Source organism: Streptomyces sp. NPDC111744 (assembly GCF_055634995.1).
This window is the reverse complement of record NZ_JBVKCG010000030.1, coordinates 60,422-83,030: the sequence shown is the minus strand read 5'-3', so window position 1 is coordinate 83,030 and position 22,609 is coordinate 60,422. Positions and strand designations below refer to the sequence as shown.

The 22,609-nt window shown below is 71.8% G+C and carries 24 protein-coding genes; 15 read left to right on the top strand and 9 right to left on the bottom strand.

What is annotated here, in order from left to right:
- Positions 1-15: 15 nt before the first annotated feature.
- From ACZ7OO_RS39105 to ACZ7OO_RS39095, 3 genes are all read right to left on the bottom strand, one after another.
- Positions 16-285 carry a hypothetical protein gene (locus ACZ7OO_RS39105; RefSeq protein WP_471512231.1) on the bottom strand — a complete coding sequence of 90 codons (270 nt, stop codon included), beginning with the start codon at positions 283-285 and terminating at the stop codon, positions 16-18.
- Complete coding sequence (locus ACZ7OO_RS39100) at positions 228-668, bottom strand: hypothetical protein (protein ID WP_471512230.1); 441 nt, start codon at positions 666-668, stop codon at positions 228-230. The genes ACZ7OO_RS39105 and ACZ7OO_RS39100 overlap by 58 nt, the downstream gene beginning before the upstream one ends.
- Positions 669-1,158: 490 nt before the next feature.
- Positions 1,159-2,631 (bottom strand): MFS transporter, encoded by a 1,473-nt coding sequence (locus tag ACZ7OO_RS39095; protein ID WP_471512229.1) that lies wholly within the window; start codon positions 2,629-2,631, stop codon positions 1,159-1,161.
- Positions 2,632-2,850: 219 nt separating this feature from the next.
- On the opposite strand from ACZ7OO_RS39095, the gene ACZ7OO_RS39090 reads away from it, so the two are divergent.
- On the top strand, positions 2,851-3,507 hold the full coding sequence (locus tag ACZ7OO_RS39090) for a TetR/AcrR family transcriptional regulator (RefSeq protein WP_471512228.1): 657 nt from the start codon (positions 2,851-2,853) through the stop codon (positions 3,505-3,507).
- Here the strand turns inward: ACZ7OO_RS39090 and ACZ7OO_RS39085 are convergent.
- Complete coding sequence (locus ACZ7OO_RS39085; RefSeq protein ID WP_471512227.1) at positions 3,491-4,531, bottom strand: zinc-dependent alcohol dehydrogenase; 1,041 nt, start codon at positions 4,529-4,531, stop codon at positions 3,491-3,493. The genes ACZ7OO_RS39090 and ACZ7OO_RS39085 overlap by 17 nt on opposite strands.
- Before the next feature lie 332 nt (positions 4,532-4,863).
- On the opposite strand from ACZ7OO_RS39085, the gene ACZ7OO_RS39080 reads away from it, so the two are divergent.
- The 3 genes from ACZ7OO_RS39080 to ACZ7OO_RS39070 are packed head-to-tail and all read left to right on the top strand — an operon-like array spanning position 4,864 to position 7,498.
- Complete coding sequence (locus ACZ7OO_RS39080) at positions 4,864-6,093, top strand: cytochrome P450 (protein ID WP_471512226.1); 1,230 nt, start codon at positions 4,864-4,866, stop codon at positions 6,091-6,093.
- Positions 6,094-6,143: 50 nt separating this feature from the next.
- Positions 6,144-6,341 carry a ferredoxin gene (locus tag ACZ7OO_RS39075; protein WP_471512225.1) on the top strand — a complete coding sequence of 66 codons (198 nt, stop codon included), beginning with the start codon at positions 6,144-6,146 and terminating at the stop codon, positions 6,339-6,341.
- On the top strand, positions 6,338-7,498 hold the full coding sequence (locus ACZ7OO_RS39070) for an NAD(P)/FAD-dependent oxidoreductase (protein WP_471512224.1): 1,161 nt from the start codon (positions 6,338-6,340) through the stop codon (positions 7,496-7,498). The genes ACZ7OO_RS39075 and ACZ7OO_RS39070 overlap by 4 nt, the downstream gene beginning before the upstream one ends.
- A gap of 43 nt (positions 7,499-7,541) precedes the next feature.
- Here ACZ7OO_RS39070 and ACZ7OO_RS39065 read toward each other — a convergent pair whose 3' ends face one another.
- Entirely contained in the window at positions 7,542-8,357 is an 816-nt protein-coding gene (locus tag ACZ7OO_RS39065) for an EamA family transporter (protein WP_471512245.1), read from the bottom strand.
- A 140-nt stretch (positions 8,358-8,497) separates the two neighbouring features.
- On the opposite strand from ACZ7OO_RS39065, the gene ACZ7OO_RS39060 reads away from it, so the two are divergent.
- The 7 genes from ACZ7OO_RS39060 (at position 8,498) to ACZ7OO_RS39030 (ending at position 15,242) form a co-directional block, all read left to right on the top strand.
- Positions 8,498-9,355, top strand: a complete 858-nt coding sequence (locus tag ACZ7OO_RS39060; RefSeq protein ID WP_471512223.1) for a LysR family transcriptional regulator — start codon at positions 8,498-8,500, stop codon at positions 9,353-9,355.
- 106 nt (positions 9,356-9,461) lie between these two features.
- The gene (locus ACZ7OO_RS39055) at positions 9,462-10,112 is read left to right on the top strand and encodes a GntR family transcriptional regulator (RefSeq protein ID WP_471512222.1); all 651 of its coding nucleotides are present in this window, start codon (positions 9,462-9,464) and stop codon (positions 10,110-10,112) included.
- Between the two features lie 51 nt (positions 10,113-10,163).
- On the top strand, positions 10,164-10,916 hold the full coding sequence (locus ACZ7OO_RS39050) for a PIG-L deacetylase family protein (protein ID WP_471512221.1): 753 nt from the start codon (positions 10,164-10,166) through the stop codon (positions 10,914-10,916).
- Positions 10,913-11,617, top strand: a complete 705-nt coding sequence (locus ACZ7OO_RS39045) for a 4-carboxy-4-hydroxy-2-oxoadipate aldolase/oxaloacetate decarboxylase (RefSeq protein WP_471512220.1) — start codon at positions 10,913-10,915, stop codon at positions 11,615-11,617. The genes ACZ7OO_RS39050 and ACZ7OO_RS39045 overlap by 4 nt, the downstream gene beginning before the upstream one ends.
- Positions 11,614-12,732: a 4-oxalomesaconate tautomerase gene (locus tag ACZ7OO_RS39040; RefSeq protein ID WP_471512219.1), complete on the top strand. Its 1,119-nt coding sequence runs from the start codon at positions 11,614-11,616 to the stop codon at positions 12,730-12,732. Before ACZ7OO_RS39045 ends, ACZ7OO_RS39040 begins: the two co-directional genes overlap by 4 nt.
- Positions 12,713-13,663, top strand: coding sequence for a catechol 2,3-dioxygenase (locus ACZ7OO_RS39035; protein ID WP_471512218.1), 951 nt, complete (start codon positions 12,713-12,715; stop codon positions 13,661-13,663). The genes ACZ7OO_RS39040 and ACZ7OO_RS39035 overlap by 20 nt, the downstream gene beginning before the upstream one ends.
- A 253-nt stretch (positions 13,664-13,916) precedes the next feature.
- Positions 13,917-15,242: an MFS transporter gene (locus ACZ7OO_RS39030; protein WP_471512217.1), complete on the top strand. Its 1,326-nt coding sequence runs from the start codon at positions 13,917-13,919 to the stop codon at positions 15,240-15,242.
- 57 nt (positions 15,243-15,299) lie between these two features.
- Here the strand turns inward: ACZ7OO_RS39030 and ACZ7OO_RS39025 are convergent, their stop codons facing one another.
- Both ACZ7OO_RS39025 and ACZ7OO_RS39020 read right to left on the bottom strand, forming a co-directional pair.
- Entirely contained in the window at positions 15,300-16,064 is a 765-nt protein-coding gene (locus ACZ7OO_RS39025; protein ID WP_471512216.1) for a helix-turn-helix domain-containing protein, read from the bottom strand.
- Between the two features lie 196 nt (positions 16,065-16,260).
- Entirely contained in the window at positions 16,261-16,671 is a 411-nt protein-coding gene (locus ACZ7OO_RS39020) for an SH3 domain-containing protein (RefSeq protein WP_471512215.1), read from the bottom strand.
- 506 nt (positions 16,672-17,177) lie between these two features.
- On the opposite strand from ACZ7OO_RS39020, the gene ACZ7OO_RS39015 reads away from it, so the two are divergent.
- The 4 genes from ACZ7OO_RS39015 to ACZ7OO_RS39000 all read left to right on the top strand — a co-directional run bounded on the left by ACZ7OO_RS39015 (position 17,178) and on the right by ACZ7OO_RS39000 (position 21,068).
- A complete protein-coding gene (locus tag ACZ7OO_RS39015) occupies positions 17,178-17,711 on the top strand; it encodes a MarR family winged helix-turn-helix transcriptional regulator (RefSeq protein ID WP_471512214.1) in 534 nt (177 codons plus the stop codon).
- A 96-nt stretch (positions 17,712-17,807) separates the two neighbouring features.
- Positions 17,808-18,185, top strand: a complete 378-nt coding sequence (locus ACZ7OO_RS39010) for a DoxX family protein (RefSeq protein ID WP_471512213.1) — start codon at positions 17,808-17,810, stop codon at positions 18,183-18,185.
- Positions 18,186-18,653, top strand: coding sequence for a peroxiredoxin (locus tag ACZ7OO_RS39005; RefSeq protein WP_471512212.1), 468 nt, complete (start codon positions 18,186-18,188; stop codon positions 18,651-18,653).
- Positions 18,654-18,707: 54 nt separating this feature from the next.
- The gene (locus ACZ7OO_RS39000) at positions 18,708-21,068 is read left to right on the top strand and encodes an ATP-binding SpoIIE family protein phosphatase (RefSeq protein WP_471512211.1); all 2,361 of its coding nucleotides are present in this window, start codon (positions 18,708-18,710) and stop codon (positions 21,066-21,068) included.
- 13 nt (positions 21,069-21,081) lie between these two features.
- Here the strand turns inward: ACZ7OO_RS39000 and ACZ7OO_RS38995 are convergent, their stop codons facing one another.
- Both ACZ7OO_RS38995 and ligD read right to left on the bottom strand, forming a co-directional pair.
- Positions 21,082-21,516, bottom strand: a complete 435-nt coding sequence (locus ACZ7OO_RS38995) for a cupin domain-containing protein (protein WP_471512210.1) — start codon at positions 21,514-21,516, stop codon at positions 21,082-21,084.
- Positions 21,517-21,627: 111 nt separating this feature from the next.
- On the bottom strand, positions 21,628-22,551 hold the full coding sequence (ligD, locus tag ACZ7OO_RS38990) for a non-homologous end-joining DNA ligase (protein WP_471512244.1): 924 nt from the start codon (positions 22,549-22,551) through the stop codon (positions 21,628-21,630).
- Positions 22,552-22,609 lie beyond the last annotated feature (58 nt).

Genomic DNA, 22,609 nt, shown 5'->3' with positions numbered 1-22,609 from the left:
TCCCCCGAACAGCCTTCAGGAGCCGCTCGCCGCCTCCTGCACGATCCGGTACGCCGTCAGGTCCACGCCCGCCGTCAGCGGGCGCGCGGTGCCCTCGACGCTGACGTGCACGGTGAGCCCGGCGGACTCACAGGCCTCGGTCAGCTCCGGCAGCTGCCTCAGGTCCGGGCTGGGGGCGAGCGGCAGGTCCGGGTCGTCGGTCTGCCGCAGCAGCCCCACGGTGGCCTTCAGCTCGCGCAGCGCGGAGGCGGTCGTACCGGCGAGGTCCCCGAGGATCCGGTGCACCTGGTCGGGATGGGTGCGCGAGAGCTGGGCCGCCGTGCCGGCCTGGGCGTTGGCCAGCGCAGATGGTGGGCCACCACGTCCTCCCGCGCGATCCGCATCCGCTCCTCCGCGACCCGGTGCCGGGCCTCCTCCTCCCGGCCCTGCTCCGCGTACTCCGCCCCGGCCTGCACAGCGTCCAGGTACGCGCCCTGCAGGCGGACCGCCTTTCCGGCGACGACCGGCAGCAGCAGCCAGGCGGCCGGACTGACCGTCCCGAGCGGCCAGGGGATGCCCACCGGGTCGAAGGACATCGCGATCGTCACCACGAGGGTGACGCTGCCGAAGTAGTAGCGGCGCGCGGTGGGCCTGTCGGTGTCGACCGCCGGCCGGTACAGCGCCGCCATCAGCGCGCCCAGCAGCAGCGGGGTGCAGGTGGCCGAGCCCGGTGGCGGCCGCGGTGGCCGCAGCGCTGACCGTGACGACCGTGCGCGGCCGGGTGCGCTGCCAGAGCAGAGCGCCGCAGCCGACCGCGGCGAGGGCGATGGTGAGCCCGACCACGTGCGGCTGGTCCTCGCTGCTCGTGGTGATCTCACCGCCCACAGGTCTCACCGCCCAACAGGAAGGAGGCGAACAGCAGTACCGCCGCCATCGTGTCGACGGTGCGGGCGTGGTCTTCGGCGTAACGCTGCCAGGGGATGCTCATCGGTCGCTCCGGTCGGTCTCCTGTGACCCTCGTCCGCGATACGGCGGGCGGGCCGTCCGCGCTGCGGCGACACGGACGGCCCGGGAGAGATGAGGAGAAGGTCATGGGCGAGCCGGCTCCGGGGCGGCTGACGAGCGGCTGAGCGCCTCGCCCTCGACGGACGGCGCGGCTCGCTCCTCCCTACGGGTCGCTCAGTGCACCGACTCGGCCGCGGGCCCGACCGGCGCCGGAGCGGGCTCCGCGTCCGCCGGGCGGCGGCCGGGCAGGAAGGAGGCGAGGACCAAGGCCAGCACGGCCGCGCCCGCACCGATCGCCATGACGACCTTGAACGCGTTCTCGGAGGGCAGGGTGTAGCCGCCGAGACTGATGGTCATCTGCGCCAGGATCACACCGGCGACGGCGCTGGCCACCGACGTACCGATGGACCGCATCAGCGTGTTGAGGCTGTTGGCGGCGGCCGTCTCCGACGCCGGGACGGCCCCCATGATCAGCGCGGGCATCGCGCCGTAGGCGAAGCCGATACCGGCGCCGATGATGCAGGAGACCAGGATCAGATGCCAGACCTCGGACATCAGGACGATGTTGAGGCCGTAGCCGGCGGCGACGATCACCGCACCGGTCATCAGCGTGATCTTCGGGCCCCTGGCCTTGGTGATGGCGGCCGAGACCGGGGCGAAGGCCATCATGACCAGACCCTGCGGGGCCATGACCAGGCCGACGGTCATCATCGACTTGCCAAGGCCGTAGCCGGTCTGGGTAGGCAGCTGGAGCAGCTGCGGCAGCACCAGGGACATCGCGAACATCGAGAAGCCGAACGCGATCGAGGCAAGGTTGGTGAACAGCACCTGGCGGCGGACCGTGGTGCGCAGGTCGACCAGCGGCTGGGTGGTGCGCAGCTCGAAGAAGCCCCAGGCGACGAGGACCACGACCGCGAGCGCGAACAGGCCGAGCGTGGTGCCGCTCGCCCAGCCCCAGTCGGCGCCCTTGGAGACGGCGAGCAGCAGCGAGACCAGGCCGGCCGCCAGGCCCACCGCGCCGACCGCGTCGAAGCGGCCGCCCGAGCGCATCTTGGACTCCGGCACCAGCAGCATGACCAGAAGGAACGCGACGGCCCCGAGGGCGGCCGAGGTCCAGAACAGCACATGCCAGTCGAAGTGGTCCGCGATGAAGGCCGCGGCCGGCAGCCCCAGCGCGCCGCCGACGCCCAGCGAGGCGCTCATCAGCGCCGTCGAGCCCGCCAGACGCTCCGGCGGCAGCTCGTCGCGCATGATGCTGATGCCCAGCGGCACCACGGCCGCCGCCAGACCCTGGAGAGTACGGCCGACGATCATCGGGACCAGCGTGTCGCTCAGCGCGCACACCACCGAGCCCGAGACCAGCAGCACCAGGCTGACCAGGAGCATCAGCCGCTTGCCGAACATGTCACCGATACGGCCGGCCACCGGGGTGGCCACGGCGGCGGCCAGCAGGGTCGCCGTCACCGCCCAGGCCGCGTTGGACGGGGAGGCGTTGAGGTACTTCGGCAGCTCCGGGACGATCGGGATCACCAGGGTCTGCATCAGCGAGACGGTGATACCGGCCAGGGCCAGCACCGCCACCACCACGTTCGGATTCGCGCGGGCCGGTCCCGGGGATCCGGCGGGCTGGACAGGGGCTTCGGACATGGAGAGGGCCTCCGTAGGCAGAACAGGGGGCGGCACGGAGCGACATGGGCAAGAGTTAAGTCAGTCGCTTGACTTATCTTACTGGTGTGACCGGATCACACCGCGCGTCGCTGCCGCGTAGGCTTCTTCGGCTGGACCTCGCCGCCCCGGGCGAGGCCCCGGTACGGCTCGCGGGACCGGCCGGACCGGGTGGTGTGCGGTCCCGGAGCGGTGGTGGGTATGGCGGGCAGGACGGCGCGGGCGGAGCAGGCCGGCGCGACACGGGAGGCCATCCTGAGCACGGCGGAACGGCTCTTCGCCGAACAGGGCGTGTACGCCGTGTCCAACCGTCAGGTCAGCGAGGCCGCCGGCCAGGGCAACAACGCGGCCGTTGGCTACCACTTCGGCACCAAGGCCGACCTGGTCCGCGCGATCGCAGCCCGGCACTTCGACCGGATCGAGGAGATCCGGGTCCGGCTGCTTGCCGCGACCGGCGACTCCGACGACGCCCGTGACTGGGTGGACTGCCTGGTCCGCCCGATCACCGAACACCTCGCGAGCCTTCGCAGCCCCACGTGGTACGCCCGCTTCTGCGCCCAGGTGGCGACCGATCCGGCCCTCTACGAGATCATGGTCGAGGAGTCCCTCGCCTCGTCCTCGCTGCGCGAGGCCGTCGCCGGGCTCAACCGGCGGCTGCCGGAGCTGCCCGCCGAAGTCCGCGCCGAACGCGGCCAGATGGCGCGGACGCTGATCCTGCACACCTGCGCGGAGCGCGAGCGCGCCCTCGCCGAGGGCACCGAAACCCCCCGTGCCACCTGGAGCGACGCGGCCACGGGGCTCACCGACGCGCTCCTGGGGCTGTGGCTGGCGCCCGTCACCGCTACGCGTCGAAGGTGACGACGACCTTCTCCGCGGCGCCCGGAGTGAGCGCCAGCTCGAAGGCATGCTGGACCTCGGTGAACGGGACGCGGTGGCTGATCAGCTTCGCGAACCGCTCGTGGTGCTCGACCAGTTCGGGGGTGACCTCGAAGATCTCGGTCGGATAGCCCTGCGAGGCGACGAGTGTCAGCTCGCTGCGCAGCATGCCGCCGAGGTCGATCTCGCCCTTCTTCTGCACGGCGACCATGACCAGCCTGGCGTGCCACTTGGCGTTGGCCACCACGGTGTTGAAGACGGCCGGGGCACCGGCCGCGTCGATGAAGATGTCGGTCCCCGGGCGGGGCCGGCCCAGCGCGTTGGCGCTCTGCCCGTGCAGTTCGGTCAGCCGCGCGGTGACGTCCTCCTCGGCCGAGTTGACGACCGCGTCCGCGCCGACGGCGAGGGCCTTCTTCAGGCGGCCGGGGATCACGTCCGCGACGACGACGTGCTCGACCCCGCGCAGCTTCAGCCAGATCGCCGCGCCCAGCCCGATCGGTCCGGCGCCGAACACGACCACCTTGTCGTCGGGTCCGGCGGCGGAGCGGTTGACCGCGTGCCGGGAGACGGCCATCGGCTCGTTCAGGGAGGCGACCTCGAACGGCACGGTGTCGGGGAACACCGCGACGCTCCGGCCGGCCTCGGCGTTCTCGATCAGCAGATACTCGCTCAGGGCGCCGTACCTGCCACCGCAGCCGATGATCCCGGTGGGCGCGGCCTGCGGGTTCACGACCACGCGGTCGCCCACCTTCAGCCCCGTGACCTCGGCGCCGGCCTCGACTATCTCGCCGGCCGGCTCATGGCCCAGGGCGATCGGGACGAGGTCGCCGCCCAGGTCGGCACGGGAGGGCATGCCGCCCATGTGCAGGAAGGTGACGTCGGTGCCGCAGATGCCACCCGCGTGGATCTTCAGCAGCACGTCCCTGGGGCCGGGCACGGGACGTTCGACGTCCACGACCTCGATCTTGCCGACGCCACCGGTCTGTACGGACTTCATCGTGGCCATGGGGTGACTCTCGCTTTCTGGAGGTGCTGAGGCAGACCGGCGTCTCGGCTCGCCCGGTGGTGGTGCGGCCGGGGAGGTGCCCTCGGGCCGGGTGCCGGGCCGGGGGGAGTGGGCCGGCGTCCCGGTCCGAGGGCTGCGCCGGTACCCGTCCCCACGGGTTCGGCGCCAGGGCCTGTCCGCCGGGGCAGACCCTCGGGGCGGCCTCCGCTCAGTGGCGCCCCAGTTACTTGAGTTAGGCAAGCACATGTGTCTTACTTGAGTCAAGCAAGCGAATTGACCGATCGTCCCGGCGCTCCGCACCGAGCGGAGTCCCCCACCGCGAGGAGACAGAGATGGCCGACACCCTGACCGGCGCCGCTCCCGGCACGCCCGCGGAGACACCCGACTTCCCGATGCCCCGGTCCATGCGTTGCCCCTTCGACCCGCCTCCGGCGCTGAAGGCCGCCCAGGAGGCGGGCCCCCTCGCCAGGGTCAGGCTCTGGGACGGCAAGGACTACTGGCTGATCACCCGGTACGCCGACCAGCGTGCCGTGCTGCTCGACCCGCGGGTCAGTGCCGAGCCCGACCGTCCCGGATACCCGCTCCAGGCACCCAGCAACGGCAAGAACAACATCAGCTTCATCATGATGGACGACCCCGAGCACGCTCGGCTGCGCCGTATGGTCACCGCGCCGTTCGCGGTCAAGCGGGTCGACGCCATGCGGCCCGCAGTGCAGAAGATCGTCGACGACCTGATCGACGAGATGCTGGCCGGCCCCAACCCCGTCGACCTGGTCGAGGTCTTCGCGCTCCCGGTGCCCTCGCTGGTCATCTGCGCCCTCCTCGGAGTGCCCTACGAGGACCACGACTTCTTCCAGGAGAACAGCAAGCTTCTCATCAGCCGGGACACCTCCGTCGAGGACCGGACGGCGGCGCACGGCAGGCTGGTCGAGTATCTCGACCGGCTGATGGGCGACAAGATGAAGAACCCCGCCGAGGACCTCTTCTCCGGCCTGGTGGCCCGGGTCGAGGCCGGTGAGCTGACCCGGCTGGGCGCGGCGCAGATGGGCGTCCTGCTGCTGCTCGCGGGGCACGAGACCACCGCCAACATGATCACGCTCGGTACCCTCGCCCTGCTCGAACACCCCGAGCAGCTCGCCGTCCTGCGCGACACCGACGACCCGAAGCTGATCGCCGGCGCGGTGGAGGAACTGCTGCGCTACCTGAGCATCGTGCACAGCGGCCGGCGCCGTGCGGTCCTGGCGGACATAGAGGTCGCCGGACAGGTGATCAAGGCCGGCGAAGGCGTGATCATGGCCAGCGACATCGCCAACCGCGACCCCGAGGCCTTCCCCGACCCGGACCGCCTCGACCTGAGGCGCGACGCCCGCCGCCATGTCGCCTTCGGCTTCGGCGTCCACCAGTGTCTGGGCCAGCCGCTGGCCCGGATGGAGCTCCAGGTGGTCTACGGCACGCTCTACCGGCGCATCCCCACCCTCAGGCTCGCCGCCGACCTCGCCGACCTGCCCTTCAAGCACAACGGCGGCGTGTACGGCGTCCACGAACTCCCGGTCGCCTGGTAACCCACCACCCCCCACGAAAAGCAAGAAAAGCGAAAGGCAAGGAGAACGCCATGCGTGTCGAACTGGACGAGCCGAAGTGCGTCGCATCCGGGCAGTGTGTGCTCGCCGCCCCCGAGGTGTTCGACCAGCGGGACGAGGACGGGATCGCCTTCGTGCTGGACGAGAAGCCCGCCGAGGAACTCCTCGACGACGTCCGTGAAGCCGTGGCGGTCTGCCCCGCCGCCGCGATCCGACTGGTGGAGCGATGAACCGGATCGTGGTCGTCGGCGCCTCGGCCGCGGGTCTCGCGGCCGTCGAGACCCTCCGCCGCGAGGGCTACGACGGCACGCTCACCCTGGTCGGCGACGAACTCCACACACCGTACGACCGGCCGCCGTTGTCCAAGCAGGTGCTGTCGGCCGAGTGGGCGCCGGACCGGGTGGTACTGCGGGCGCCGACCGAACTGGACGCCCTGGAGCTGGAGTTGCGGCTCGGGGTGGCGGCGACCGGGCTGGACATTGCGGACTGTACGGTTCGTCTGGCCGACGGCTCCCTGCTGCCGTACGACGGGCTGATCGTGGCCACGGGGGTACGGCCGCGCCGGCTGCCGGGGGAGGGTGCGCATGTGCTGCGCACCCTCGACGACGCGCTGACCCTTCGGGGGCGGATCGGCCCGGGGCAGCGCCTGGTGGTGGTCGGCGCCGGGTTCCTCGGCGCCGAGGCCGCCGCCGTCGCCTGGAAGCTCGGTGCGCAGGTCACCCTCCTTGAACCGGCACCGGTACCGCTCGCGCACGCGGTCGGTGAAGAGGTGGGAAGGGTGCTCACCCGGGCCCATCTCGAGCGGGGCGTGGCCCTGCGGACCGGTGTCTCCGTCACCGAGGTCACCGAGGACGGGGTGCGGCTCGCCGACGGGGAGACCATCGAGGCCGACGAGGTGCTGGTCGCGGTCGGCTCGCTGCCGAACGTGGAGTGGCTGGCCGGGAGCGGGCTCACCGTGGGCGACGGGGTGATCTGCGACCAGTACTGCGAAGCCGCGAAGGACGTGTACGCGGCCGGCGACGTCGCTCGCTGGTACAACCCGCTGTTCGATGCGTCGATACGCATCGAGCACCGCACGAACGCGGCGGAGCAGGGGATGGCCGTGGCCCGCAATCTCCTCAACGCCGAGGCGCGCAAGCCGTTCGCGCCGGTGCCGTACTTCTGGTCGGACCAGTACGACCTGAAGATCCAGGCGTACGGGTATCTGCGGGGGCACGACGAAGTGCAGGTCGTGGAGGGGGAGTTGGAGGAGGGGCGGTTCGTCGTCGCGTACCGGACCGGGGAGCGGTTGAGCGGGGTGCTCGCGGTGGGGATGGCGCCGAAGGTGATTCGGGGGTGGCGGCAGGCGATTGCGGTCGGAGCGTTGTGGGGGGAGGCCGTGAGCTGAAGGGGTGGTTGCGGTAGTGGGTGGCGGTACGGCCCCGCGCTCCTTACGGGGCGTCTGACGTCGCGACACTTACAGAGTTCGCGGCGACCACCGCCCCTGTCGCCGCCCACTCCGGCACCCCCAGGCTCTGCCCCAGCACCACCCAGCCGACCACCGCCGCCAGCACCGGGTTGACGCTCATGAACAGCCCGAAAGTCCGGGCCGGGACCTTGCGCAGCGTCAGCAGGTCGGCCAGGTAAGGCACCGCCGACGACAGGACGCCTGCCGTCACCGCGCACAGGACGGCCCCGGTCGTCGGCGGGTGTCGTACCGCCACCACGACGCCGATCGGCAGGAACGTCAGCGCGGACACGCTCGCGGCCGCCGCCGACCCCTGTGCCCCGGGTATCCGGCGCCCGACCAGCCGGTTCAAAAGGATGTACGACGCCCAGCAGCCCGCGGCCACCAGGCCCAGCCCCATCCCCAGGTAGTCCGTCGACGGTTGCGGGCGCATCAGCACCACCACACCCGCCGCCGCCAGCACCGCGCACCCCGCGTCCAGTCGACGGCGGGACGCGGCCAGGGCGATGGTGAGCGGGCCCAGGAACTCCAGGGTGACCGCCAGGCCCAGGCCGACGCGGTCGATCGCGGTGTACAGGGTCAGGTTCATCGTGCCGAAGACCGCCGCCAGCAGCAGCACCGGCCACCACTGCCGCCACGTGAAGGCGCGCAGCCGGGGGCGGCCGACGGCCACGAGGACGAGTGCGGCCACGTACTGCCGTACCGCCACCACACCCAGCGGGCCGAGGACCGGGAAGGCCAGGGCGCCGATCGCCGCGCCGGTCTGGTTGGACAGGCCGCTGCCGAACATGGTCGCCACGGCGGCCGGCCGCCCCGCATCGGAGGTCGGGACCGCGGTCGAGGGTGCCGGGCGTTCCAGGACTCGTCGCATGACAGCAGAGTCCGCCCGGCCGAGCCTTGCGCAAAATGCATGCGCTCCTGGATCTATACGATTGCCGTATGGATGACGTCGAGCTGCGGCAGCTGCGCTGTCTGGTCGCCATCGTCGACGAGGGGACCTTCACCGACGCGGCGATCGCCCTGGGGGTGTCCCAGGCCGCGGTGTCCCGCACCCTGGCGGGGCTCGAACGGGCCCTGGGCTTACGGCTGTTGCGGCGCACCTCGCGTGAGGTGACGCCCACGGCGACCGGGTTGCGGGTGGTGGAGCGGGCCCGCCGGGTCCTGGCGGACGTCGCCGACCTGGTGCGGGAGGCCGGCTCGGGGCACACCCGGCTGCGGATCGGCTACGCCTGGTCGGCGGTGGGGCGGCACACCGTGGCCTTCCAGCGGAGATGGACGGCCGCCCACCCCGGGACCGATCTGCATCTCGTCCGGGTGAACACGGCCTCCGCCGGGCTCGGTGAGGGAGCCTGTGATCTTGCTGTGGTGCGGCGGCCCCTCGAGGACCGGCGGTTCGACACGGCGATCGTGGGTCTTGAACGGCGGCTGTGCGCGCTGGCCGCCGACGATCCGCTGGCCCGGCGCCGGTCCGTACGGCTCGTCGATCTCGCCGGCCGGACCGTCCTGACCGACCGGCGCACCGGCACCACCACTGCCGAGCTGTGGCCCGCGGAGTTCCGCCCGGCCGTCGAGGAGACGCACTCGGTCGACGACTGGCTCACCGAGATCGCCGCCGGGCGCGGCATCGGCGTGACCGCGGAGTCGACCGCCAACCAGTATCCGCGGCCCGGCATCGTCTACCGGCCGGTGCGGGACGCCGAACCGGTCGCCGTCCGGCTGGCCTGGTGGCGGGACGATCCGCACCCCGCCCACCAGGCCGTTGTCGAACTGCTCAGCGAGCTGTACCGCACCGGCTGAGCGCGGTGGAGGCCGGACCGACCCGGCAATATGGCAGACAAAATTGTTGACAATCTTGTTTGGCTAGATTTACGTTCGACAGGCACTCACTCAGGGAGGGCAAACGATGCCGAAAGAAGCCCGTCCGAGCACCGGAGAGCAGGCCAAGCAGCATGCGCTCGCGCTGTTGCGGCAGGCGATCCTGCACGGCGAGATGGCCCCGGCCCAGCGGCTGGTGGAGAACGAACTCGCCGAGGAGTTCGGTGTGACGCGGGCCAGCATCCGTGCGGCGCTGATCGATCTGGAGGCGCAGGGACTGGTCGAGCGGATCCGTAACCGCGGTTCGCGGGTGCGGGTGGTGACCGTGGAGGAAGCGGTCGCGATCACGGAGTGCCGCATGGTCCTGGAGGGACTGTGCGCGGCGAAGGCGGCCGTCGTGGCCAGCGACGAGCACCTCACCGAGCTCGCCGACCTCGGGGCGGCCATGACCAAGGCCGTCGCGGACGGCGAACCGGTCACCTACTCCGAGCTCAACCACGGACTGCACGACAAGATCCGGGAGATCTCCGGCCAGCAGACCGCCGTGGAACTGCTGGAGCGGCTCAATGCCCAACTGGTGCGGCACCGATTCCAGTTGGCGCTGCGCCCGGGGCGTCCGCAGCAATCCCTGAACGAGCATCTGGCGATGATCGAGGCGATCAGGGCCAGGGACCCGCAGGCGGCCGAGGCGGCCGTCCGCGCCCACCTCACGAGCGTGATCGACGCACTGAGCGACTGAGACGCCCGGGGCTGGGTGGGCGCACACCTGTCCACCAAGGAGATTTCTGCAATGACGCACGCCAACGCGCCTGCCATCCCACCGCGATCCACCCTGGTCGTCACCGCGCACGCCGGGGACTTCGTGTGGCGGGCGGGTGGAGCCATCGCCCTGGCCGCGTCCCGGGGCGAGAAGGTCACCATCGCGTGTCTGACCTTCGGCGAGCGCGGGGAGTCCGCCAAGGCGTGGCGCGAGGGCAAGAACCTCGAAGAGATCAAGGCGATACGCCGGGAGGAGGCGGAGAAGGCCGCCGCCACTCTCGGCGCCGAGGTCCGCTTCTTCGACGCCGGCGACTACCCGCTGGTCGCCTCCGCCGAGCTGACCGACCAGCTGGTCGCCGTCCACCGCGAGACCCAGCCCGACGTCGTGCTCACCCACCCCGTCGAGGACCCCTACAACGGCGACCACCCGGCCGCCAACCGGATGGCCCTGGAGGCCCGTATCCTCGCCCAGGCCATCGGCTACCCGGGCGAGGGCGACATCATCGGCGCCCCGCCGGTCTTCTACTTCGAGCCCCACCAGCCCGAGATGAGCGGCTTCAGGCCCGAGGTCCTCCTCGACATCACCGAGGTCTGGGACACCAAGCGCAAGGCGATGGAGTGCCTCGGCGCCCAGCAGCACCTGTGGGCCTACTACACCGACCTCGCCGTCCGCCGGGGCGTCCAGCTCAAGCGGAACGCCGGACCCAACCTGGGCCTGGCGCACAACACCATGGCCGAGGCGTTCATGCGGCCGTTCCCGCAGATCGCGAAGGAGCTGGCATGAGGGGCGTGATCGTCACCAATCCACCGAAGGCGGAGCTGAAGGACGTCGACGAGCTTGCCGGTTTCGGGGTGGCCACCGTCAGCGAGGCGATGGGGCGGACCGGCCTGCTCGGCCCGGGGATCCGGCCCGTCCAGCAGGGCGTGCGGGTCGCGGGCACGGCCGTCACCGTGCTCAGCTGGCCCGGCGACAACCTCATGATCCACGCGGCCGTCGAGCAGTGCGGCGAGGGCGACATCCTGGTCGTCACCACCACCTCGCCCTGCACGGACGGTCTGTTCGGCGAGCTGTTCGCGACCGCGCTGAAGCAGCGCGGGGTACGCGGGGTCGTCCTGAACACGGGTGTCCGCGACACCCAGGAGCTGCGGGACATGGGCTTCGCCGCCTGGTCCCGGGCCGTCTCCTCGCAGGGCACGGTCAAGGCCACCGGTGGCTCGGTCAACGTACCGATCGCCATCGACGGCCAGGTGATCAACCCGGGTGACGTGATCCTCGCCGACGACGACGGTGTCGTGGTCGTCCCCCGGGAGCGCGTCCGTGAGACGGCCGAGAACTCCGAGGCCCGGGAGGCCAAGGAGGCCGCGACCCGCGCCGCGTTCGTCGAGGGACAGCTCGGCCTGGACCGCTATGGACTGCGGGACACCCTGAAGCGGCTCGGTGTCGAGTACAAGACGTACGAGGAGTACGAGGAGTCCGCCCCGTGACCGGGCCCGCGGAGGTGCGCTGCATGCTGATGCGCGGCGGCACCTCCAAGGGCGCCTACTTCCTGGCCGAGGACCTGCCCGCCGAACCCGCCGCCCGCGACGACCTGCTGCTGCGGGTGATGGGCAGCCCCGACCCGCGGCAGATCGACGGCCTGGGCGGGGCGCACCCCCTCACCAGCAAGGTGGCCGTGGTCGGGCCGTCGGACGACCCGGAGGCGGACGTCGACTATCTCTTCCTCCAAGTCGCCGTCGACCGGCCGGAAGTGAGCGACCGTCAGAACTGCGGCAACATCCTCGCCGGAGTCGGTCCGTTCGCCGTGGAGCGGGGGCTCGTGGCTCCCGGCGACGGTGAGACCTCCGTACGGATCCGCATGCTGAACACGGGGGAGTCGGCCATCGCCACCTTCCCGACGCCCGGTGGGCGCGTCGACCACACCGGGGACGCCGAGATCTCCGGCGTGCCCGGCACGGCCGCCCCGGTGGTGATCGAGTTCCCGGCCGGCCAGAGCCCGCTGCTGCCCACCGGGAACGTCCGCGACACCGTCGCCGGTACGACGGTGACCTGTGTCGACAACGGTATGCCGACCGTGCTCATCGCCGCGCGCGACCTCACGGTCACCGGGTACGAGACGCCGAAGGACCTGGAGGAGGACCGCGCCCTCGCCGACCGGCTGCACGAGATCCGGCTGGCCGCGGGGAAGCTGATGGGCCTCGGCGACGTCGAGACCGCCACCGTGCCCAAGCTCAGCCTGCTCGCTCCGCCCCGCGACGGCGGCGCGGTCACCACCCGGACCTTCATCCCGGTCCGCTGCCACACCTCGATCGGCGTCCTCGGCGCCGCGAGCGTGGCCGCGGGCCTGCGGCTGCCCGGCAGCGTGGGGGAGGGGATCGCCCGGCTCCCGGAACACGGTGACCGTATCCGCATCGAACACCCCACCGGATTCCTGGAGGTCGACACCAGCGTCGACCCCGGGTCCGACGGCTCCCCGCCGGCCGCCCGCCGCACCGCGGTCGTCCGCACCGCCCGCAAGATCTTCGACGGCACGGTCTTCCCCCGCGCCGCCGCCATCCCCGCACAACCCCAAGGAGGCAACGATGGCTCCGCCCCTCGGTGACATCGCCCATATCGGCCACGCCCAGCTGTTCACCCCGGACCTGGACGCCAGCGTCGCCTTCTTCACCGACTACCTCGGACTGACCGTCAACGGCCAGGACGGCGACACCGTCTATCTGCGCACCTTCGACGACTACGAGCACCACAGTCTGGTCCTCACCGCCCGCGACCGGCCCGGCCTCGGCCGGCTCGCCCTGCGCACGTCCAGCGAGGAGGCACTGAACCGTCGTATCAAGGCGGTCGAGGAGGCGGGCGGCACCGGCCACTGGGTCGAGGACGAGCCCGGTCTCGGCAAGCTCTTTGTCACCACCGACCCGGACGGCCACGAGCACGCCCTCTACTGGGAGAGCGAGCACTACCTGTGTCCCGACGCGATGAAACCGGCGCTGAAGAACCAGCCGCAGGCCAAGCCCAACCGGGGGGTCGGCGTGCGCCGCCTGGACCACGTCAACTTCCTGGCCGCCGACGTGCTGGCCAACGCCGAGTTCCAGGAACAGGTGCTGGGCGCCCGGCCGACCGAGCAGATCCGGCTCGACACGGGGAAGATCGCGGCCCGCTGGCTGACCTTCACCAACAAGTCGTACGACGTCGTGTACACCTCGGACTGGACGGGCTCGACCGGGCGGCTGCACCACATCGCCTTCGCCACCGACACCCGCGAGGACGTCCTGCGCGCGGCCGATCTCGCCATCGACACCGGCGTGTTCATCGAGACCGGCCCGCACAAGCACGCCATCCAGCAGACGTTCTTCCTGTACGTCTACGAGCCGGGCGGCAACCGTATCGAGCTCTGCAACCCGCTCACCAGGCTGGTGCTGGCGCCCGACTGGCCGCTGATCACCTGGACCGAGGCCGAACGGGCCAAGGGCCAGGCGTGGGGTCTGAGGACGATCGAGTCCTTCCACACCCATGGGACACCGCCGGTCGACTGACCGTCTTCGGCCATCAGGGGGTGTGCGACGCGCTGCTGTGCGTCGCACACCCCCTTTGCCACCTGGGGGTTTACCCGTCCACCGGGTGGCGCGGCCGGCGTCTGGATTGTTGCTGAGATTGTTGACGAAATCGTTGACACGTTTGGGTTCCGGTCCTTAGCGTCTACGCACCACGGGTCAGCCGCACGAGCCGCGTCGACCCCCTCACCGCTTCCCCTCCAGGGAACGCCTCCTGGACGAGAGGAAAACAAAGATGTCCTCCTCCCCCGCCCTGTCCGCTCGCGGCACCAAACTGGCGCTGTTGGTCGTCGGTCTGTGCTGGCTGGCCGTGCTCTTCGACGGCCTCGACATGTTCATCTACGGCTCGGTGCTGCCCCACCTGCTGGAGACCAAGACCTTCGGCCTCACCGCCGGCCAGGCCGGCGACCTCGGCTCCTACGCCACCTTCGGCATGCTGGTGGGTGCCCTGACCGCGGGCACGGTCGCGGACCGTATCGGCCGCAAGCAGCTGATGATCGGCTGCGTCACGCTGTTCTCGCTCGCCTCCGGCATCTGCGCGGTCTCGGGCAGCGTCGCCGTCTTCGGCCTCGGCCGCACCCTGGCGGGCGTCGGCCTCGGCGGGCTGCTGCCGACCGCGATCAGCATGGTCTCGGACTACGCCAGGGGCGGCCGGGTGGCGATCACCATCGGCATGCTGATGACCGCCCACCACGCGGGCGGCATCCTCTCCGCCTACGTCGCCAAGTGGCTGGTCGAACCGGTCGGCTGGCGCGCAGCCTTCTGGGTCTGCGTGCTCCCCCTGCTCTTCGTGCCCGTGCTGCTGAAGTTCCTGCCGGAGTCGCTGAGTTTCCTGGTCGCCAAGGGCCGCGGCCAGGAGGCCCGCGAACTGGCCGACCGCTACGAGGTCGAGCTGCCCGCAGCGGCCGGCAAGAAGACCGCCGCCGACCGGTGGGACGCACTGCTCAACCTGTTCCGCGGCGGCGAGTGGGTCCAGACCCTGCTGTACTGGCTGGCCTCCTTCGGCGGTCTGCTGCTGGTCTACGGCGTCGCGACCTGGCTGCCCACCCTGATGCGCGGCGAGGGCTACGAGCTCGGCAGCGCCCTGACCTTCGTCGTCGTCTTCAACCTCGGCGGCATCGTGGGCATGCTGGTCGCAGGCCGTGCCGCGGACAGGTTCGGCGCCCCGCGCATCTCGGCCATCTGGTTCGCCCTGACCGCCGTCGGCGTCTACCTGCTCAGCATCCACATGGCCACCGGCGTGACCATGGTGGTCGTCTTCCTCACCGGCGTCTTCCTCAACAGCGCCCAGACGATGATCTACGCGACCGTCTCCATCCGCTCCACCCCGGGCAACCGGGCCACGGCCGTCGGCTGGACCTCGGGCATGGGCCGCTTCGGTGCCGTCTTCGGCCCCTGGCTCGGCGGGCAGCTGCTCGCGGCGGGCAACGGCGACTGGGGCTTCACCGCCTTCGCGCTGGCCGGTGTCTCCTCGATGGTGTTCATCGGCATCGCCGCCCTGCGCTCGGCCGGGCAGCCGCAGCGCAGCAACGACCAGGAGCAACTGGTCGCCGCCCACTGACCGGTGTCCGTGACCGGTCCGGCGCCGCGCTCCTTCCACGGGCGCGGCGCCACTTCTTCACTCCTCCAGGCCGGGCTCGGCCTCCAGTCCGGTGCACGCCAGCTTGCCCTCGACCTCCGCACACGCCTCCACCCCCCGGGGTGTCGGCACCGTGAGCATCGGGCTGGTGTAGCCGACGGAGTCCGCGGCGGGATAGCTCGCGGAGAGCATGTCCTGCCCGGCCCGGACCGAGACCTCCCGGGCGTGCGGGGCGTGCATCCGCACCTCGGACCAGGCCGTGCCGCAGGTGGGGGAGTAGCGCAGCCGGACGTCGTACGCGGTTCCGGTGACCCTGCTCTTGGTCTGTGCGTCCCGGGCGCACGCCGAGGCGTCCGGCAACTCGCCCTGACAGGACCGCCCGTGACAGCGCGGCGCCCCCGACACCGGCTGCGCCCCCTGGGCGGTGCGCCGGTCGGACACGGTCACGGCGGCAGCCGTCACCCCGGCCACGGCGAGCAGCGCGAGTGCGGTCAGCGGCAGCCGCCCCCACCGCCTCGGCCGCGGTTTCTCCGGGGCCGGAGCCGCGGCCGGTCGCTCTTCGGCGGCTACGCACAGCGCCAGCACGGCCGCCGGGTCGGCGCCCGCGAGCCGGGCCAGGGCCTCCACGGCCGGGCGCGGCGGCCGTTTGGCGCCGGTGAGATAGCGGTGCCAGGCGGACTTGCTGTACGGGGTGCGGGCGGCCAGCGCCGCCAGGCTCAGCCCCGTACGCTCCTTCAGCTCGCGGAGGCTTGCCGCCGGGGACTCGTCGGGTGGGGTGGTGGTCGCTCCTTCGGAGTGCCGCATGTCGCGTGCCCCAACTTCATTACGCTATGGGCGTTTCGCCCCTGTTGTCGGGATGGCTTCCCATGGATACCGGGGGCGTAATCGGCGAACAGGTGTGAAGAGGGCGAATCGGGGGGTGCATGCCGAAGACCTGTTCGGGAACGCGGGGTTCCCGAACAGGTCTTCGACGGTCAGGGAGTACGGCGGAAGGGGCCCGTCAGCACCACGGAACGGCGTGGCCGACCCGGACGTAGCGGCTGGAGACGAACCCCTTGCGGTGCGGGAGCCGGTACCAGGTGTGGTTGCCGCGCACCGAGCCGCCGTACGCCTTGCAGGCCACCGGGACGAGCCGGTTGTTGTGACGGTGGCCGACGACGCGGTAGCGGGTGCTCGGGCCGGAGCGGACGTTGAGCCAGACGTGGTGGTGCGTGGTCACCCGGCCCAGGGTGCGGTAGTAATGACGGTGGGCCGCCGGGGCGGGCAGGGTGGTGTAGTTGTAGTACTGCACGATTCCGTGCGGTGCGGGGTTCGGAGTGGCGGCGCTCGCGGTGGCGGCCCCGGCCGTGGGCAGGAACGCGAACACCGCCACAGTGGCCAGCAGGCCGCTCTTCAGGATCCGACGGGACATGGAAACCTCCGTGCTGTCGTGCTTGTGACCACGAAGCGTGATCACAGTTCGGAGGATTGCCATGGCCGAGGGCGACCATGTCGTCCCCGCGTGCCCCGGGACGCCTGGGACGTCCCCGGGGACGGGGCTCAGCCCGTTTGGTCCTCGGCGGAGAGGTGCTCGACCGTCTTTCCCGTCTCCGTGAAGGTCCGGGTGACATATCCCGACGAGCACACCCGCAGGAGCCGCAGCGAGGTGTCGCCGGCGTTGCGGAACAGGTGGGGGACGGGGGACGCGGGACGTAGGTGTGTCGAACCGCTCCGGCCGGGTCACCTCGCCGTCCACCCAGACCTCCGCCTCACCCTTGAGGACGGTCGCGTGCTCGTCGCAGTTGTGCGAGTGCAACAGCGCGCCGGAGCCGACCGGATAGACACTCGTCCCGCTCGTGATACGCGCTGTGCAGTAGGGTGCGTAAACCCACGCGGTAGCTTACTTGAGTTACGCAACGATATGGTAAACTGGCTGGTATGCCCACAGAACCCCTGCCAGCCGTCCCCACCGCCACGCCGGAGGTCATCGAGATCGAGCGTGCGCTGACGCGCATCACCTATCTGAGCACCCGGGCCCGGCAGCACGAGCGGCTGATGGCCCTCGCCGGTGTCCCGCTGGACCGCGCCGCGGTGGCCCTGCTGCGCCAGGTCGCCGACTCCGAGCCGCTGCGCCCGGGGGAGCTCGCGCAGCGGCTCGGAGTCGAGGCGTCCCATGTGACGCGGACGGTGCAGCAGCTCCAGAGGTCGGGCTATGTCACCCGGGTCCCCGATCCCGACGACCGCCGCGCCCAGCGGATCGAGCTCACCGACGCCGGACGGGAGGCCGTCGACCGGGTCCGGGACGCCGGGGCGCGCGGGATGCAGCTGGCCCTTGGCGAGTGGAAGCCGGCGGAGCTGCGGCAGCTGGCCACGCTTTTTCACCGCATGGTCGACGACTTTCTGACGTACGCGGTCGAGGACGAGCCCGGCCCGGAGTCCGGCGAGACGGTGCCCTCGGGCCGGACCGTGTGAGCCGCCGGCCTTGCGGACGACCCAGCACAGACCCTGACGGCGAGCGCGCCGGTACCGCCCGGTAGTGTCCTGCGGCAGGCCGTCAGAGGAGGCGCCGTGTCCCGGTCCGAACGTTCACCCCTGTTGCTGGCGGGGCTGCTGGCCGCCGCCGGAGTGGCCCACTTCGCGGCGCCGAAGTCGTTCGACGCCACGATTCCCGGGGCACTGCCGGGCTCGCCGCGGGCGTGGACGTACGGGAGTGGGGCGGTGGAACTGGCGCTGGCGGCGGGGATCGCCCTGCCGCGCACCCGCAGGGCGGCGGCCCGGGCGGCCGCCGCCTACTTCGTCGGCGTGTTCCCGGCCAATGTGCAGATGGCTGTCGACTGGCAGAAGCGGCCCGAGCCGCTCAGGACCGCGGCCCTCGTCCGCCTGCCGCTCCAGGTCCCCCTGGTGCTGTGGGCGCGCGGTGTCGCACACAACGAGGAGGGCCGATAGATGGCGGGAACCGTCGAGGTCGGGAGCAAGGTCGAGGACTTCGCGCTGCCGGACGAGACCGGTACGACGCGGACGCTCACGGAGCTGCTGGCCGACGGGCCGGTCGTCCTCTTCTTCTACCCGGCCGCCCTGTCGCCCGGCTGCACCACCGAGGCCTGCCACTTCCGGGACCTGGCAGCCGAGTTCGCCGCCGCCGGCGCCCGGCCGGTCGGGATCAGCGGGGACACCGTCGAACGGCAGCAGGAGTTCTCCGGGAAGCACACGCTCGGCATGCCGCTGCTCTCCGACAGTGAGGGCACGATCCGCGAGCGGTTCGGCGTCAAGCGCGGATTCGCGCTCGCCCCCACCAAGCGTGCCACCTTCGTCATCGCCCAGGACCGCACCGTCCTGGAGGTCGTCCGCAGCGAACTGCGCATGAACACGCACGCCGACCGGGCGCTCGCCGCACTGCGCGGTCGGCAGGACTGAGACAGCCCGTCCCCGCGCTTGATGCCGTGGGACACAGGTCCCATCCTGGGGCGTATGGAGCGTGTCGCGGCCGCGGCGATCATTGACGCCCTGGGCAGGGTGACGGGGTGGAGCGAAGGCGCGCGGGTACTCACCGGACGCCCGGCGGAGCAGGTCGTGGGGCGCCCCGCCGCCGACCTGCTCGCCGAGGCGGTCCCCGCGGCGGCGCTCGCCGCCCGCTCCGGGACCGTCGTCCTGCGCCACGCCGACGGACACCCGACGGAGATCGCCCTGACCGCCTGTCCGGTCCTCGGCCCCGACGGAGAGACCACCGGATACGTCCTCACCGCCGACCCGCCCCGGCAGGCCGAGCCCACCCTGGCCGAACAGGCCTTCCAGCAGGCTTCCATGTCCATGTCGGTCTTCGACGTCCACCAGCGCTATCTCCGCGTCAACGACGAGGTCTGCCAGGTCATGGGCGTCCCCGAGGAGGCGATGCGCGGCCGCTTCTTTCTGGACACCGTCGAGGACACCCCGCAGAGCCAGGGCTTCCTGAGCCATCTGCGCCAGGTCGTCGAGACCGGTCGGCCCGCCCGTTACGAGAGCTTCACCGGCGCCCCGGCCCTGGACCGGGAGCACGCGTGGAGCATCGAGATGTGGCCCCTGCACGACCCCGGCGGCGAGCTGACCGCCGTCGCCCTCGCCGCCTTCGACAGCACCGAGCAGTACCTGGCCCGGCTTCGGCTCGCCCTGCTCAACGAGGCGGCCACCTCCATCGGCACCACCCTGGACGTGGTGCGCACCGCCGAGGAGGTCGTCGAACTCATCGTCCCGCGCTACGCCGACTTCGCCAGCGTCGACCTGCTCGACTGGGTCCTCGGCGCCGAGGAACTGCCCACCGTCCCGGAGGGGGACATCGTGCTGCGGCGCGTCGCCCACGGCTCGGCGAACGAGGGCACCCCCGAGGCGGCCGTACGGCTGGGTGGGACGGAGGTGTACCTGGCGTCGTCGCCGCCGGCCCGGGCACTGCGGGAGGGGCACGCGGTGGTCAGCCAGGTCGGCGAGCCGGAGTTCCGCCGCTGGGTCGCGGAGCGCAACGCCCGTGCGCCCGAGGGCCGCAGATACCGTCGCGGCGTCCACTCGATGATCGCCGTACCCCTGCGGGCCCGGGGCGTCCTGCTAGGCGTCGCCGTGGGCGTGCGCATGCGCCACCCCGACGACTACGCCATCGACGACACCGTGTTCGCCGAGGAACTCGGCAGCCGCGCCGCCGTCTGCATCGACAACGCCCGCCGCTTCGCCCGCGAGCGCTCCACCGCCCTCGCCCTCCAGCACAGCCTGCTGCCCAGCGGTCTGCCCGGCCAGGCCGCCGTCGAGGTGGCGCACCGCTACCTGCCCTGCGGATCACTGGCCGGCATCGGCGGCGACTGGTTCGACGTGATCCCGCTCTCCGGCAGCCGGGTCGGCCTGGTCGTCGGCGACGTCGTCGGCCACGGCATCCACTCCTCCGCCACCATGGGCCGGCTGCGTACGGCCGTGCGCACCCTCGCGGACGTCGATCTGCCCCCCGACGAACTCCTGACCCACCTCGACGACCTGGTCACCCACCTGGCCGCGGACGGCAACGGCGGGGAGGTCGCCGAACTGGGCGCCACCTGCCTGTACGCCGTCTACGACCCGGTCTCGCGCCGCCTCGCCCTCGCCGCCGCGGGCCATCCGGCGCCCGCTGTGGTGCTGCCCGGCGGCGAGGCCGAGCTGGTCCCGATGACCGCGGGGCCGCCGCTCGGTGTCGGCGGGCTGCCCTTCGAGGCGGCGGAGCTCGACCTGCCCGAGGGCGCCGTCGTCGCCCTCTATACGGACGGCCTGATCGAGGACCGGGACCGGGACGTGGACCGCGCCACCGAGGAGATGTGCCGGGCGCTGAGTTCGCCCGCCGACTCGCTGGAGGCCCTCAGCGACAACGTGCTCAAGGCCGTCCTGCCGGAACAGGCCTCCGACGACGTCGCCCTCCTGCTGGTCCGCACCCGTGCCCTCGGCGCCGACCGGGTGGCCACCTGGGACGTCCCGCCCGACCCCGCCGAGGTCGCGCGCTTCCGGCAGGCGGCCACCGAACGCCTCGCCGCCTGGGGCCTGGACGAGGCCGCCTTCGTCACCGAACTCGTCGTCAGCGAACTCGTCACCAACGCCATCCGCTACGGCGAACCGCCCATCCAGCTGCGCCTGATTCGCGACCGGGCGCTCATCTGCGAGGTCTCCGACTGCAGTTCGACCTCACCGCACCTGCGTCGCGCGCACGCCTACGACGAGGGCGGCCGCGGCCTGCTCCTGGTCGCCCAGCTCACCCAGCGCTGGGGCAGCCGCCAGACCGGCAGCGGCAAGACCATCTGGGCCGAACAGCCATTGCCCGAAGGGCCGTTGCAGGTCGTCGACGCCTGACGGCGCGGCCGGTCTACTCGAAGTCGCAGCCCGGGTTGGGCACCGACTCGGAGTACGGCGAGCCGTGCGGGAGGATGTACAGCACGTCCAGGACCAGGTCGGTGTCGCCCAGGTTGGCACCCAGATGCACATCGCCAGGACCGCCCGGCTCGTACACCGTGCCGCCCTGCCGGTAGACGCCGTCCCCCTCGCAGTCCGAGTGGAAGTGGCTCAGCGTGCCCTTCTGGACGTATCCGTAGACCGGGCCGTCGTGGAAGTGCCAGCCGGTGCTCTGGCCGGGCGGGACGGTGATCTCCCGCAGGACGTAGTCCGTGCCGCCGACGGTGGTCTGGCTGATCAGCCGGCCGGTCACACCGGGCCCGGCGGGGGTGGCGTAGGCGGTGCCGCAGGTCAGCAGAGTGCCGGCGGCGACCGCCCCGGCCAGCGCGGTACGGAGCGCGGTGCGCATACGGAGGGCCTCCTGAGCCGAAGATCGAGTACCTCCGTGAACATAGGCCCCCAGCGGGCCGGCCGGGGCGGGAACGCCGCAAATCCCGGTGGACCGGGGCAACGCCCGCGGTCATCCGCCCGCCCGCTCCCGGACCACCTCCCGGGGATCCTTGTCCGTCCGCAGCCCGAGGAACCGCGGATGCCGCAGCATCCCGTCTCTCGTCCACTCGGTGAACGCGATCTGGGCGACGAGCTCCGGCTTTGTCCAGTGCACCCGGTCCGCCCGCACCGGCCCGTCGAACGGCGAGCCCCGCACAGCCAGTTCGTCGAGCCGCTCACGCAGCGCCAGCAGGGTCCGCCGGTCGAACCCGGTGCCCACCTTGCCGGCGTACCGCAGCCGCCCCTGCTCGTAGTAGCCGAGCAGCAGCGCGCCCAGCCCCACACGGCTGCCCGCCGGCTCGGTGAACCCGCCGATGACGAACTCCTGCTCCTGCGAGCACTTCAGCTTCAGCCAGTCGGTGGACCGCCGCGGCACATATGGCCCGTCGGCCCGCTTGGCGATCAGTCCCTCCCAGCCGCGGGCGCACGCGTCGGCGAGCAACTCGGCACCACCCGCGTTGCGGTGGGGTGTGAAACGCAGCGGCGAGCGGTAGGCGAGCGCCCGCCGCAGCAGCGACTTCCGCGCCCGCAACGGCAGTCGACGGGTGTCGCGGCCCTCCAGGCGGAGCAGGTCGAAGACGTAGTACGTCACCGAGACCCCGGTCGCCTCGATGTCCCGCGGCCGGGTCAGCCCCAGCCGCTGCTGCAGCCGGGAGAAGTCGGTGCGGCCGCGGGAGAAGGCCACGATCTCCCCGTCCACGGTGAAGTCGCCCGACTCCTGCGCGGTGAGCGCCGCTCCGACCTCCGGGAAGGTGTCGTCGAGCCGCTGACCCGTGCGGGACAACAGCCGGGTCCGGCCGCCCTCCCGCACCACCAGCATCCGGACCCCGTCCAGCTTCCGTTCGAAGACCCACCCGTCGCCGAACTCACGGCGGTCACTGAGGGTGGCGAGCATGGGGTGGGCGGCCAGTTCCACACCCGGCGGGGCCGGAGGGAGCCGGTCGTCGTCCGAC